This is a genomic window from Chryseobacterium sp. YR221 (assembly GCF_900176315.1).
GTDB classification, from domain to species: Bacteria; Bacteroidota; Bacteroidia; order Flavobacteriales; family Weeksellaceae; genus Chryseobacterium; species Chryseobacterium rhizosphaerae.
On the sequence record NZ_FWXM01000006.1, the window covers coordinates 266,695 to 281,535 of the forward strand.

13 protein-coding genes are annotated in these 14,841 nt (G+C 36.8%); 4 read left to right on the plus strand and 9 right to left on the minus strand.

Annotated features, from left to right (window positions below; all coding sequences use genetic code 11):
- Nucleotides 1–2 precede the first annotated feature (2 nt).
- The 4 genes from B8967_RS18290 (at nt 3) to serS (ending at nt 5,110) form a co-directional block, all read left to right on the plus strand.
- Nucleotides 3–1,256: a lipopolysaccharide biosynthesis protein gene (locus tag B8967_RS18290; protein WP_084087033.1), complete on the plus strand. Its 1,254-nt coding sequence runs from the start codon at nt 3–5 to the stop codon at nt 1,254–1,256.
- Between the two features lie 60 nt (nt 1,257–1,316).
- Nucleotides 1,317–3,215, plus strand: a complete 1,899-nt coding sequence (gene asnB, locus B8967_RS18295; protein WP_084087034.1) for an asparagine synthase (glutamine-hydrolyzing) — start codon at nt 1,317–1,319, stop codon at nt 3,213–3,215.
- A 39-nt stretch (nt 3,216–3,254) separates the two neighbouring features.
- Nucleotides 3,255–3,776 carry a hypothetical protein gene (locus B8967_RS18300; RefSeq protein WP_047491741.1) on the plus strand — a complete coding sequence of 174 codons (522 nt, stop codon included), beginning with the start codon at nt 3,255–3,257 and terminating at the stop codon, nt 3,774–3,776.
- Between the two features lie 65 nt (nt 3,777–3,841).
- Nucleotides 3,842–5,110: a serine--tRNA ligase gene (serS, locus tag B8967_RS18305; RefSeq protein ID WP_047491738.1), complete on the plus strand. Its 1,269-nt coding sequence runs from the start codon at nt 3,842–3,844 to the stop codon at nt 5,108–5,110.
- A gap of 54 nt (nt 5,111–5,164) precedes the next feature.
- On the opposite strand, the gene B8967_RS18310 is transcribed toward serS, so the two are convergent.
- The 9 genes from B8967_RS18310 to B8967_RS18350 form a co-directional block, all read right to left on the minus strand.
- The gene (locus B8967_RS18310; protein WP_084087036.1) at nt 5,165–5,902 is read right to left on the minus strand and encodes a hypothetical protein; all 738 of its coding nucleotides are present in this window, start codon (nt 5,900–5,902) and stop codon (nt 5,165–5,167) included.
- Nucleotides 5,903–5,923: 21 nt separating this feature from the next.
- Nucleotides 5,924–6,649: a sulfite exporter TauE/SafE family protein gene (locus tag B8967_RS18315; RefSeq protein WP_047491732.1), complete on the minus strand. Its 726-nt coding sequence runs from the start codon at nt 6,647–6,649 to the stop codon at nt 5,924–5,926.
- Entirely contained in the window at nt 6,640–7,092 is a 453-nt protein-coding gene (locus tag B8967_RS18320) for a FixH family protein (RefSeq protein ID WP_084087038.1), read from the minus strand. Before B8967_RS18320 ends, B8967_RS18315 begins: the two co-directional genes overlap by 10 nt.
- 86 nt (nt 7,093–7,178) lie before the next feature.
- The gene (ccoG, locus tag B8967_RS18325; RefSeq protein ID WP_047491727.1) at nt 7,179–8,633 is read right to left on the minus strand and encodes a cytochrome c oxidase accessory protein CcoG; all 1,455 of its coding nucleotides are present in this window, start codon (nt 8,631–8,633) and stop codon (nt 7,179–7,181) included.
- A gap of 94 nt (nt 8,634–8,727) precedes the next feature.
- Nucleotides 8,728–9,609, minus strand: a complete 882-nt coding sequence (locus B8967_RS18330; protein ID WP_047491724.1) for a cbb3-type cytochrome c oxidase N-terminal domain-containing protein — start codon at nt 9,607–9,609, stop codon at nt 8,728–8,730.
- 10 nt (nt 9,610–9,619) lie between these two features.
- Nucleotides 9,620–9,820, minus strand: coding sequence for a cbb3-type cytochrome oxidase subunit 3 (locus B8967_RS18335; protein WP_027373015.1), 201 nt, complete (start codon nt 9,818–9,820; stop codon nt 9,620–9,622).
- 16 nt (nt 9,821–9,836) lie between these two features.
- Nucleotides 9,837–12,098, minus strand: coding sequence for a cytochrome-c oxidase, cbb3-type subunit I (gene ccoN, locus B8967_RS18340; protein ID WP_047491722.1), 2,262 nt, complete (start codon nt 12,096–12,098; stop codon nt 9,837–9,839).
- A gap of 21 nt (nt 12,099–12,119) precedes the next feature.
- Nucleotides 12,120–12,332 (minus strand): cbb3-type cytochrome oxidase assembly protein CcoS, encoded by a 213-nt coding sequence (gene ccoS, locus B8967_RS18345; protein WP_047491719.1) that lies wholly within the window; start codon nt 12,330–12,332, stop codon nt 12,120–12,122.
- 109 nt (nt 12,333–12,441) lie between these two features.
- Nucleotides 12,442–14,820, minus strand: a complete 2,379-nt coding sequence (locus B8967_RS18350) for a heavy metal translocating P-type ATPase (protein WP_047491972.1) — start codon at nt 14,818–14,820, stop codon at nt 12,442–12,444.
- Between the last annotated feature and the right edge of the window lie 21 nt (nt 14,821–14,841).

A 14,841-nucleotide genomic window follows, 5' to 3' on the forward strand; every position in this document is an offset into this window, starting at 1 on the left:
TCATGAAGCTTACTGTTATTAAAACCTTTATTTCGCGCTTTCTGATTCTGATCCTGAGTTTTGGTTTGGTTATTTATTCCACGAATATGTGGGGAAGTGAGGGAAAGGGAACCATTTCTATTGTCATTGCCAATGCTGCAGCAGTAAGCTTTTTCAGCAGTATCTTTTCAGGCAGCAGTACTTCTTATTTTGTTTCGAAGTTTAAGATTGAAAAAGTTTTGCTGTATGCCTATCTATGGTCTATTGTGACGGGTATATTAATTCCTCTTGCCTTTAGTTTGGCCTCAATTCAGAGTGGCTATCTTCCCTACCTTATCGGTATCTCCGTTTTTTCTTCATTACTATCCACAAATATCAATTTATTTGTTGGAACCCAGAATATTAGAAAGTTTAATATCTATACAGTCTTACAACAGCTGGTGCATATTGTCTTTATTGGAATTTTCATCTATCTTTTCAATATTAAAGATGTTTCTGTGTATTTCCTTGCCCAGATTGGATGCCTGGGATTTTTATTTTTCACCAGCTTTTTTCAAATTATCAGAAAATGTAGTATTTCGGAAATATCTTTTTCAAAAGAAGTTTCAAGGAATATGTTTGAATATGGCTGGAAAACACAATTGAGTGCATTTGTCCAGTTTCTTAATTACAGGCTTTCATTTTATTTCCTTGAACATTTTGAGGGGATAGCAAGTGTAGGGATTTTTTCGATCGGGATTACCTTTTCAGAAGCCATATGGACGATTACCAGAAGTATTGCCGTGGTTTTATATTCCGATGTTGTCAACAGTAAAAGCAGGGAAGAATCTATAGAAAAGACGAAATCTTCACTTAAGCTGACGTTTATTCTCATGCTGGGATTTGTCCTGGGAATCATTATTATTCCTGCTCAGGTTTACGAAATGATCTTCGGAAGAGAATTCAGGAATACCAAAGAAATAATGCTTCTTTTATCTCCCGGTATTTTTGCTATTGCGGTAAGTGATATGATCGGATATTATTTTTCAGGGATCAGGGAACTTAAAATACTGAATGTGAAGGCAATTGTGGGGCTAGTGATTACAGTTGTTTTTTCTTTTATAGCCATACCAAGATGGGGAATTTTGGGGGCGTGTTTTGTGACCACATTTTCTTATTTAGCTTCTGCATTCCTGTTATTCCGGAAGTTTTACCGTTCTACGGAATTTAAGTTGAGTGATTTTATGATCTCAAAAGAAGAGATCTATCTTTTAAAAGCAAAATTTATAAAGAAATAGGTCCTTGTAGCCTGCAAATAAAGTCATTTTCCTATTTTTACAACCCTATTAAGATTTAGTATGTGCGGAATCAGCGGTTATTATTCATTTCATAAAAGTATTTCCTCTAAAAATATTTTAGAGATGAATCAGGCCATTAAACATCGGGGTCCGGATGATGAAGGCTTTTGGCTGTCCGACAAAAAAAAGGGAACCTCTTTTTCCGGAAGTGATTCCACTCCGAAAATAAAAGAACAGTTTCCGATTCTGGAAGATGATAAGTCAGAAATTGCTTTAGGATTTCGAAGACTTTCTATTATTGATCTTTCTGAAAAAGGGCATCAGCCTATGCTTACCGAAGATGAGCAGGTTGTAATTACTTTCAATGGGGAGATTTACAACTTCAGAAAGCTTAGGGAAGAACTTCAGATATTGGGGTATCACTTTGATGGATCTTCCGACACTGAAGTACTGCTGAAGTCTTATCAGGAATGGGGCACGGGCATGTTTGAAAAGCTGGATGGCATGTTTGCTCTCTGCATTGTGGATCTCAGTACACAGAAACTTATGGTAGGTAGAGATAGAGTAGGAATGAAACCTCTTTTTTATCATCAAAGTGAGCAGGGTATAGTTTGGGCTTCAGAAATAAAGGCCATTTTAAAGAATGAACTAGTAACGCCTGAAATCAATTGGGATGGAGTATATACCAACTTCCTTTTTCAGACGACATTAGCTCCCAAAACCTGTTTTAAAGGAATTTTTTCTTTAGAACCTGCTTCTGTGATGACCATTAGTTTACCAGATCAGAAACTGACCGTTGAAAAATTTTGGAAGCTGCCTTTAAAGACGGGGCAGGGTATTTCTGAAGAAGAAGCTGTAAAAACCATAGATCATTTGTTGTCTGAAAGCATATCGGAACAGCTGTATGCGGATGTTCCTGTAGCGGTCATGATGAGTGGTGGCATTGATTCTACGCTAATTGCCGCTAAATCAAAACCTTTTAATGCCAGGATCAACACATACACTATTTCCTATCCTTTTTCTGAAGAGGAGATACAAAATGCTTCTCTGGCTGCCAAACATTTTGGAGTTCTGCATAAGGTTGAAAAAGTGAGCGATGAAGATGTTTTAGACCAGTTGAAAGAAAATATACAGCATTTTGAAGAACCCTACTGTAGCCTTGAAGTGCTGATCAATGCTGCAAAATATGCGAAAGATAATGGTATAAAAGTGGTGTTGAGCGGAAATGGGGCAGATGAGCTTTTTGGAGGTTATTCCCATACCCTGAAGCTTAAGAAATGGCTTTTGATGAGGAATTTTAATTTTACCAGACATTTTATTTTTACAAAAGATCCTTTTTCCAGGAAGGTTAAAAACTACTTTTCTCAGGATTTTATGTTTGATTTTTTCCGTCAGAGCCAGATCAGTATGACCCCTTTTGAGGCGAAAAATATAATAACATCAGACATTTATAAAAATATTGATTCGGACCTTGCAGGTTATCATTTATCAGAATCAAAAAATTATTCAGGTTATTTTGAGTATGATATGAAGTATTCTCTCTCTTCTCATCATGTTTTCAGAGACGATCTAAGTGCCATGAAATATGGGGTAGAATTTCGTTATCCCTATCTCAGTAACCGCTTGATAGATTATGTTGCGGTTTTGCCGGAGCATTTCAGGTTTAATGGTATTCAAAATAAACCTTTATTACGTAAAACAGCAGAAAAATATCTTCCTTCCGAAGTTTTGAATATGTCAAAAAGAGGTTTTTCTTTCCCTCTTAACCACTTTATTAAGAATGAACAAAAAATCAGAAATTTTATTATTGAAAATCTTGAGAGCCTGAAAAAAAGAAATTTTTTCAAAACAGAAGTTATTGATGAATGGTGGAACCGTTTGGAAAATGAATATGACTGGGTGAAAATCTGGCAGCTGGTGACTTTTGAGCTATGGTACCAGAAATATTTTGAGAAATAAAGAAGGAGTCTAAAGATTAATATTTTATCTTTGTTGTGAATGAGAAATTTTGTTTTTGGAATATTGGTTATGGCTTTCGCACTTTTAAGTTGTAAAAGTGATGATGAATCTTTACAAAGGATTGATCAGATCATGAATATTTATATGGTTAACAGTGCAGGGCAGGATTTGTTGAATAGCAAAAAGCCAGGATCATTTAGCGGGTATTCGGTGAACGACAGTTTAGGAGACAGAGATATTTCTCCTGTTAATATTCCGCTGAGAATGAGGGCTGATTCTACATTTTATATGGAATATATTGCGGGAGCAAAAAGAAAAAGGCTGGATTCTGTAAGTCCGGATAATCCGGGAACAGGCAATTCTTATTATTCTGTAATGACGCTTGGCTTAAGAAGAACTGTGAATAATGTCGCAGATACTATCACAGACAGATTAAGAATCGAGTATCGTAAAACACCCACTTTATTCCAGGTATCTAAAGTATATTACAATGATGTGCTGCAATTTTCCAAAGAAGCAGATCAACCAAATTCGATAAATACCTTTACTATCACAAAATAATTTTAAATTTGTACAATTGTTAGTTTATTTGAAGCTAACTTTCTAATATTTAACATCTCAATAAAATGTTACAAGTCAATTTTTTACGCGACAATAAAGAGCGCGTTTTAGAAGGTCTTAAGAAAAGACAATTCAAGAATCTTGAGTTGGTAGACGAGGCTATCGCTGCTGACGAAGAAAGAAAAAGAATCCAGTTTGAATTAGATTCCCAGCTTTCCGAGATCAACAAAATCTCCAAAGAAATCGGACTTTTGATGAAGGAAGGAAAGAGAGAAGAGGCGGAATCGGCAAAATCTAAAACAGCACAGTACAAAGAGTCGAGTTCAGAATTGAAAATTCAGTTAGAAGCAAAAGAAGCTGCTTTATTGGAGATTTTATACCAACTTCCCAATATTCCGAATGAATTGGTAAAGAGTGGAGCTTCTGCAGATGATAACGAAATTATTTTCCAGTCTCATACAGTGGAAGGCCTTGGCGAAGGAGCTATTCCTCACTGGGAACTGGCAAAAAAATATAACCTGATTGATTTTGAATTGGGAGTGAAAATTGCGGGTGCCGGTTTCCCTGTTTATCTGGGTAAAGGAGCCAGATTACAGAGAGCTTTGGTTCAGTATTTCCTTGATAAAAATGTTGATAAAGGATATACAGAAGTAAATCCCCCTCACGTAGTAAATGAAGCATCCGGATTTGGAACAGGTCAGCTGCCTGATAAAGAAGGACAAATGTACTATATCAATGAAGATAAACTATATTTAATTCCAACGGCAGAGGTTCCGGTAACCAATCTTTACCGTGATGTATTGCTTGATGAAAAAGATCTTCCTATTAAAAATACAGCTTTTTCTCAGTGTTACAGAAGAGAGGCGGGGAGCTACGGAGCTCATGTAAGAGGACTGAACCGTCTTCACCAATTCGAAAAAGTAGAAATTGTAAGAATTGAAAAACCGGAAAATTCTTATGCTGTTTTAGAAGAAATGGTAGAACACATCAAAGAAATTCTTACTGATCTTGAACTTCCTTTCAGGGTGTTAAGACTTTGCGGTGGTGATACAGGTTTTGCTTCTGCGATGACCTACGATTTTGAAGTGTGGAGTGCCGCTCAGGAAATGTGGTTGGAAGTAAGTTCTGTATCTAACTTTGAAACGTTCCAGGCTAACAGACTGAAATGCCGTTACAAAGCAGATGGTAAGTCTCAGCTGGTTCACACCTTAAACGGCTCTGCAATGGCATTGCCAAGAATTATGGCTGCATTGCTTGAAAACAATCAAACTGCAGAAGGAATCAAACTTCCTAAGAAAATTGCTGAATACGCAAGATTTGAAGTGATAAACTAATCAATATAGAAACTAAATAAAATAGAGCCCACCAATTCATTTGGTGGGCTCTATTTATTCTGTTATGATAACAATCTTTTGGTCTGCATTTTTGAGCTTTGCTTCTGTATCATATAAAGTTTTCAGATCATATTCTATCCTTACCGAATAATCATCGGTCTGCTTCAGCCAGTCATGTTTTCCTGTAATAGATTTTATTTTGTTTTCAAATTTTAAAGAAGTTCCTATTTTCTTAAAAAACATCGTCATCATGCCTTCCATTTTTTCGGATTCTTCTTTTGATGTCTTGGTACGAAGGGCCTCTTCAATATTTTTAAGGTTAAAATTTTCTGTGTCTATAGTCAGTGTTTTTCCATCCCAGCTATTGAAAATATTCTGATCGAGAGGGAGCTTTTCCTCCTTGGTAAAGTTTTTCAGCGCCCGATAGTCTTCAGGGGTGAAATGTTCCATTTTAAAGGCAAAGCCAGAAGGCTGATTGTTTTCTTTTTTAGATTTCATGAAAATCTTTTTCATGATTCTGATGGTGTCCGGATTCGCTGTTTTTAATTTCCCTTCCTGTTTCTCAAGCTCATAGATGCTTGTCCAGGTAGTGGGGAGCTTATCCATCTCTGCAAATTCATTCTGTTTCAGAGAGTCAGGAGTCATTGCTTTCATTTCTGCCATAAACTCTCTGGTATCAATATCCGTTGCAGAGGTAGAGGAGGCATCCTGATGATAGATGATCTCAGAGTTGACACTACAGGATTCCAGCATAAAGAGGCTTATCAGAAATAAGACAATCATTTTCTTCATGGTTCTATTTTAAGTTTCTTTTTAATGGCAGTTTACAGCTCCATTGGGATCTTTGGATATCGTCATGGCTTCTGCTTTGGGGGAAACGTAAGGTATTCCCAGTTCCAGGCCTCTTAGAATGAATAATCCTCCCAGGATAATCATGATCACAGGAACCGCTTTTAAGACTTTTATTCTAAAGGCTTGATTCATGAGATTTCCGGCTAAAACAATAGCAAACATGAACGGTAGGGTTCCTAAACCAAATAAAGCCATATATGCAGCTCCCTGCCATATTCCTCCGCCTGCCAGGCTGGCTGTTAAAGCCATATAGACCATTCCACACGGAAGAAAGCCATTAAGAATACCTGTTGTAAATCTGGAACGGTAATCTGCCTTTTGAAGCAGTCTTCCTAAATTTGATTTTACAGAATATAAAAATTTGGAAAGAAAAGGGATTTTTGAAGCAAAATCTTTTCCCCCAAAAGAAAATACAGCCATAATAATGAGCAGAACCCCTGCGGTAATCGTCAGGTATTTCTGAAATCCCGCCATCTCAAAACCCTGTCCAATAATTCCCAGAAGAGCTCCTAATAAAGAATAGGTAAATATCCTTCCGAATTGGTAGGTGAGATTTTGAAGATAGAAATTTGCGGCCTGCTTCTTTGTGAGTCCCATCGATAAGGCAATAGGGCCACACATTCCGATACAGTGAAAACCGGAAGCAAAGCCTAAAGCAATAGCTGATATGACAAGTCCTATTTCCATATTACATCATAATCCATTCTGTAGTCTGTTTTATCTTTTGTCCAGCTCAGTCTTAAGGTATAGTTACCCATTTTCAATACCTGTGCAGGTATTACGAAAGTATGGTCAGCATCAAGCTGTACAGACTTTTTGATGTCTAAATTCTGATCATCGGTTCTGTTTAAAACAAATTTAGCCGTTGTATTAGAATTATCATATTCTTTTGGAAAAGTGATTTTTATTCCATTGGTATCCTGGCTGTATACAGGCTTTTCCTGCAGGTTATCAGCCTTTTTCTTGGAATCAATTACATCCTGGTACTGTAGTTCCTCTTCATAATAATTATCAGTGACCATTTCAGAATTCTTCTGCCCGTTCGGGAAAAGAAATAACATGGATAATATAAAAACTATGAATGCAAATAATGCGATTACAACACCATGTCCCCAACTAAAGTTCTTCATTTTTTCCGGATTTTTTTATTTGTCTTTTATGATACTCAAAAACCTCCCTGATTAATACTTTTTGAATCCCTGAGGTTTCGTAAAAATTAAAATTGTAGTTTGAAAGGTCCTTCAAAATAGGTCTGATAGGAATCTATCAGCTTGCCTTTCATATCGTAAACACCAATGGTAATATTCTGTTTAGAAAGTTTCATCTCATCTTCAGGGAAGCTGATATTGACGGTTCCTTTAGAGATTTTATCTCTGTCTACCTGAATTTTACTTGATGCACTGTAAATGATCTCACCATGGGCAGGATTAATGACCTTTATGGTTACAATTTTCTTATCGTTTGTTTTATTAAGGAAAGTATAATTGTAGGTATTGGTAATTTTTCCATCCCTTACAAAGAATGTACTTCCTGCAGGTTTAATGAATTTTGCTTCCATTTCGCCACGGCTGTAAAGAAGATATCCCAGGAATCCTACCAAAAGGAATAGGAATATCGAGAAGCCTTTCATTCTTCCGGTAAATTTAAACTGAGTCTCTTGCTCAATTTCATTTTCAGAAGCATATCTTACAAGACCTTTCGGAAGACCTACCTTTTCCATTACTTCATCACAGGCATCAATACACGCTGTACAGTTGATACATTCCAGCTGCTGCCCGTCTCTGATGTCAATTCCGGTAGGACATACCACTACACATTGGTGACAGTCTATACAATCTCCTTTACCTGCAGCTTTTCTGTCTTCACCCTTTCTCCATTTTGATCTGTTTTCCCCTCTTTTAAAATCGTAGAAAACGTTGATCGTATCTTTATCAATCAGTACCCCCTGAAGTCTACCATAAGGACAAACCAGTGTACAAACCTGTTCTCTGAACCATGCAAATACGAAATAAAATGCAGCCGTAAGGAGAATCATTACTATGAAATTGGTAGGATGGGCAAACGGCCCTTCAGAGACAATTCTAAGTACTTCTTCATAACCCACAATATACATAAACATAAAGTGAGTGATAATAAGTGATATAATGATATACACCGTCCATTTTAAGCTTCTTTTCCAGATTTTCTCACTATTCCACTCCTGTCTGTCCAGTTTCATTTGCTTGTTTCGGTCTCCTTCAATCAGATATTCGATTTTACGGAAGATAGATTCCATAAAAATTGTCTGAGGGCATATCCACCCGCAGAAAATTCTTCCGAATGCAATCGTAAAAACAATAATAAAGATTAAAGATGCGATGGCGCCTAAAGTAAGGATAAAAAAGTCCTGTGGATAGAAAGGTTGTCCAAAGATGAAAAATTCTCTGTCTATAACATTAAATAACAGCAATGGATTACCATTGATCTTGATGAATGGCAGTGAAAAATAAATAATGAGTAAAGCGTAGCTTACAAGGTTTCTATAGTTGGTGTATTTCCCTTTAGGTTTTCTTGGGAACACCCATCTCCTTTTCCCGGATTGCTCCATTGTCCCGATAGAATCTCTGTAAGTTTCAGGGTCCAGAACTTGCCCCTGTCCGCCTCTTGCTTCTATTTCTTCTATGTCTGACATATTGTACTAGGTTTAAAAAAGAAAAAACATAATTCGTTACTATTTTTTAGCTAATAACAAATTATGTTTTTTCATATGTTTCTAATTTCTTAAATTATTCTTTTTCCCAATGTGCTTCAGTTCCTTGAGGAGCTGCTCCTCCCTGAGCCTGAGTCACTGGTGGTTGCTCTTGATTGATGTGATATACATACGCTGCAATCTTCTCAATCTCGGCACCTGAAACTTCTCCGTTTTTACCGAATGCTCTCATCGCCGGGTTAGTAGGCGAACCATTCCAGTCCATATGGAAAACGTTCTTGAATAAAGTCTTCTCTGGTTGATTGATCCAGTAGTTATCAGTAAGGTTTGGTCCGATACCTCCACTACCGTCTTCTTTATGACAAGATGCACAGTTTGTTTTGAATAATTCTTTACCTTCTGCGATATTATCAGCTGAATATTTAGCTGTTTCAATCGTTACAGGAGGCTGAGTTTTTTGATATTCTTCAATGCTTGCCAATTGCTCTTTGTATTCTTTTTCATATTCGCTTAACGGGTGAGCGAAATCTGTAAATGAATAAGCGGCAATATATACAATACAAAAAGCAGTCCCAAAATAGAATAAACCTACCCACCATTTCGGTAATTGGTTGTCCAACTCCATAATTCCATCGAAACCGTGGTCGATAAGGATATCCTTTTCTTCAGTTTCAGATTGCTTTTTGAAAGCTGCATCATACATTCTTCTTAAGAAAGGAACTTTCTTTTCAGCTAAATAAGCTGCTTTTTCTTCCGGAGATAATTTTTTGAATTTGTTGTTTTCAATCAAATCTCCAATCGAACTATGGATGTATGCCAAGATACCAGCGATCACTACAGTTCCCCAGAAATAAGGTGAAGCTAGGAATGCGTAGCTCTGTACAAATAAATAATAAAAAACTATTAAAAGTCCAATTATTATCAAGATGTTTACGACAACAGGTGTTCTTTGTTTCATAAAAAATAGTTTAATTTTTTAAATTAAAATCGTCATCTTCATCATCCCCAAGTGGTGCTTCTTCTTCTTCTTTGTAATATTTTTTAGGCTTGCTAAAAACATAGATTATCAAAGCAACGAAGAACAGCATAAAGAAAATTAGAGCCAGGGTCTGGTAGAAACCAGCATTTTCTGTATTGGATAATATATCTTTAAAGTTCTGAGGAATCATATGAACATTTTAATGTTTAGTTATTACTTGCTGTTTTGATTTCTGTTGTTTTGATATCAGTTCCTAATCTCTGTAGGTAAGAAATAAGAGCAACAATTTCTTTTTTCTCCAATTCTCCCTGAGGTCTCTTAGCATAAGCCTCTTTCAAGTCATTTGCTTCAGAGAAGATATCTTTTACAATTTTTGCCGATTGGTTATTCGCCCACTGGTCTGCAGAATCAATTTGAGCCTTTGTATAAGGTACATCGAATGTATTCTTCATTAGCTTCATTTTGTCTACCATTTTAGATCTGTCTAGGTTAGTAGCGATCAACCAAGGGTAACGTGGCATGATAGAACCTGCTGATGTAGATCTTGGGTTATACATGTGTTTGTAGTGCCAAGAACTTGGGTTTTTACCTCCTTCTCTATGTAAATCCGGTCCTGTTCTCTTAGAACCCCATAAGAATGGTCTGTCATAGATGAATTCCCCTGCTTTAGAGTACTGTCCGTTTTTACCGTTAAATCTGGTAATCTCATCTCTGAACGGTCTGATCATCTGAGAGTGACATGCATTACATCCTTCACGAATATAAATATCTCTACCCTCTAATTCAAGCGGAGAATAAGGTTTTACTGCTGAAATGGTAGGAACACTTTTCTTAAGAGATAGGGTAGGGATAATCTCCACCATACTTCCTATTGAAATTGTACACAATGATAATACGGTTAACAATAATGGCATTCTTTCCAACCAAAGGTGGAATCCTTCTCCTTCTTTACGTTTGTTACCAATATTTGCTAAAGCTGGAGCTTCTGCAGGTACTTCTTTCTGGAATGATCCTTTTCTTACCGTAGCAATTACGTTTACGATCATTAGGATAGCTCCTGAAATATAGAATAGACCTCCTAAGAATCTCATTTTAAAGTAAGGGATAATAGCCGTTACAGTATCCAACCAGTTTTTCCATAATAATGTTCCGTCCGGGTTGAACTGTTTCCACATTAATCCTTGTGTGAATCCAGAAATATACATTGGTACTGCATAGAAAATAATTCCTAATGTCCCTAACCAGAAATGCCAGTTAGCTAATTTTACAGACCAAATTTTTGTTCTCCACATAATTGGTACCAGATAATAGATCACCCCGAATGCCATGAAACCATTCCATCCAAGAGCTCCTAAGTGTACGTGACCGATAACCCAGTCTGTAAAGTGACCAATTTTGTTGATGTTTTTAGTTGCTAAAAGCGGTCCTTCAAACGTTGCCATACCATAACAAGTAACAGCTACTACGAAGAACTTAAGGATAGGATTTTCTCTTACTTTATCCCAAGCTCCTCTTAAGGTAAGAAGACCATTTAACATTCCTCCCCAAGACGGTGCAATAAGCATGATAGAGAATCCTGTTCCTACTGCCTGTGCCCATGCCGGAAGTGCTGTATACTGAAGGTGGTGAGGACCAGCCCAGATATATACGAAAATTAATGACCAGAAGTGAATAATAGACAGTTTATATGAGAAAACTGGTCTGTCTGCTGCTTTTGGTAAGAAATAATACATTAAACCTAATACCGGAGTAGTCAATACGAATGCTACCGCATTGTGACCATACCACCATTGTACGATGGCATCTTTTGCTCCTGCATAAGCAGAATAAGACTTCCAGCCAGTGAATGATAATGGAACTTCAAGGTTGTTGAAAATATGAAGCATTGCTACTGCAACCCAGGTACCCAAATAGAACCAAATTGCTACATACAAGTGTCTTACTCTTCTTTTCGAAATAGTAAGAATCATATTAACCCCGAAAATGATCCATGAGAAAGCAATCAATATGTCGATCGGCCATTCATGTTCAGCATATTCTTTAGAAGTATTGATCCCCATAAAGAAGGTGATGAACGTAGCAACGATCATAAACTGCCAAGTCCAGAAATGTAACCATGATAATGTATCACTATACATTCTTGTTTTTAATAATCTTTGCGTAGAGTAATATACTCCAACATAAACAATATTACACACGAACGCGAAGATTACGGTATTGGTGTGCAACATCCTGATTCTACCAAAACCAAACGCCCCATGAGTGTTTATTAACCCTTGGATATTACCGGATGATAAACTATTAATGGTTGTATCATCTGTACCGAATAAGAATTCAGGTAATTCCGGGTAGAAAAGCATTAATGCCGCCGTAAGCCCAAACGTAAACCCTATAAAACCAAAGATGATGGTCGCATAGAGGAACGCACGGACAATACTATTGTCATAACTAAACTTTTGTGTTTCCATATCAACTATTCACTATTTTTCTCAATTTTTATTATTTTCTCCTATTTCTTTTTCGTCTTTATTCTTGTCGCCAGTTTCATCTTTTTCTTCGATTCTTTCATCATCAAAAAGGATTCTGACAGCCGGAGATTCATCATCTTCAAACTGTCCTTTCCGGGCATACACTATAAATACGACCAAGAAAATCGCAGCTAAGGAAACACTGCAAACGATCATTAAATATAGAATATCCATTGGACAACAAAATTAACCTATTTTCGGGGTTCAAATTTAGTGAAAAATAATGACATTCATCACGAAATGCCGATTTCAGCTAATTTAAAATCAGTCTAAATAAGGGCTTTTAAGCGCGTTTTTTAAAATATTTTCGACCTAAAATCCAGGTAGAAAGTGTAGTGAAGGTAACCACAGTTATAGAGCTCGCCGGCATAATGATAGCGGCGAAAAGAGGGTGCATATGTCCTGTAACTGCGTAACTTAAACCAACTATATTGTACAGAAAACTGATTATGAATGTCATTTTCACAATGGTGATCGAGCCTTTACATACGTTCAGGTAATTGTCAAGACTGACTACTTTTTCACCATTCATAATGACATCAGAAGATGGGGTAAAGCTGTTGGTATCATCTGCAATGGCAATACCTACATTGCTCTGTTTCAGCGCACCGGCATCATTTAATCCATCTCCCAGCATGGCTACTTTCATGTGCTGATCCTGAAGATTTTTAATATAATTCAGCTTATCTTCCGGACTTTGATTAAAGGCCATTCCTTTATAGTTGGGGATAAGTTCTTGAAGTTGAGTTTCTTCTGAGGAGTTATCACCACTAAGGATAAATATTTTGTAGTGGGTTAATTTATTGAATAAATCTTTAAGCCTAGGGCGGTATTCATTTTTGAAGATGAATTTTCCTAGAAACTGATCATTTTTACTAATGAAAACAGCGGTTTCAAGATTCTTTGGTTCCTGGTTATTATAACGTGCAGAACCTATTTTATAAAGATTTCCTCTTATGCTTGCTTCATATCCTTTTCCTGAAATTTCTTTGAAGTTTTCTACTGGGAAATAATTATCATTGACTTCTATGAATTCATAGAGTGATTTTGAGAGAGGGTGATTGGAGTTCTTTAATAACGTCTTGATATTTAGCAAGTCAAATTCAGCAATCTCAGAACCGTCATATTTGATATTAGACTTTTTTCTATGGGTAATTGTTCCTGTTTTGTCAAAAACAATGGTATCCAGCTTAGCAATTTTTTCAATCGTTAATGTATCTTTTACATAGAATTTATTTCTACCTAAAATCCTCATAATGTGACCGAAAGTAAACGGTGCAGACAGGGCGAGGGCACAAGGGCAGGCGATAATCAGAATTGCTGAGATAACCTGAAACATTTTTGATAAATCAATAAATGACCAATAAATTCCGGAAATGACCGCGATGCCTAAAATAATGAATGTGAAGTATTTACTGATGTTGTTGGTCAGGGTGTCAAGCCCCGTTTCATGCTTCTTAAAGGCTTCTTTATTCCAGAGTTGTGTCAGATAACTCTGGTCTACATCTTTAATAACTTCCAGTTCCAGAGATGATCCTACCTGTTTTCCACCGGCAAAAATCTTATCTCCCGGCTGTTTGCTGATGCTTTCGCTTTCTCCGGTAATAAAACTGTTGTCAATATTTCCTTCACCATTGATCAGAATGGCATCTACCGGAATGATTTCCTGGTTTCTAACCAATATTCTGTCTCCTACTTTTACTTCAGAAAGCAGAATGTTGTCCTGTTTTCCTTCAAAGTCAACCTTCGTTACGGCAATAGGATAAAAAGATTTGTAATCTCTGTCGTACGAAAGGGCACTGTATGTTCTTTTTTGGAAAAGCTTACCCATCAGCATAAAGAATAGAAGGCCGCACAGCGTATCGAAATATCCCGGACCGTAGTCGGTAGCCACCTCATAAATACTTCTTCCGAAAAGAACAAATATTCCCAATACAATAGGAACATCAATATTGACGATTTTATTTTTTAAACCATACCATGCTGATTTATAGTAATCCGAAGCGGAATAAAATACAACGGGGCAGGCGAGTAAAAACATCAGTACTCTGAAAAGACCTTTATAATGTTCCATCCAGTAATCTTCACCTCCTACATATTCAGGAAAGGCAAGGAACATTCCGTTCCCAAATGCGAAACCTGCGATGGCGAATTTTACAAGAAGAGATTTGTCGAGGTGATCAACATTTTTTTCGGCTGTTTCAAGACTGATGACCGGCTTGTATCCCAGATTAGTTAAAAAATTGGCAAGCTCGCTTAATGGTAAGTCTTTATGATTAAAAGAGATCTGTAGGGTTTTTCTTGTGAAATTAACCTGTGAATACTTAATGTACTTATTTAAGGTATGAAGGCTTTCCAGTAACCATATACATGAAGAACAGTGAATTACAGGGATTTTGAAAGTTACAAGACTGGTGTTTCCCTCAGAGAAGTCGGTGACCTTATCGAAAATTTCAGGGGTATCCAGGTAATCGAACTGTGTAGAGTTTTCATCACCGGGACGAATTCCGGCACCCTTATTAAGCTCGTAAAAGTTACTTAAATTGTTCGAATTCAGGATTTCGTAAACAGATTTACATCCGTTGCAACAGAAAGTCCTTTCATCAAACAAAATTCTCTCTTTTTCTATACCTTGACCACAATGAAAACAGTTCTCGCTCACCACCATAAAATATTGAACTAC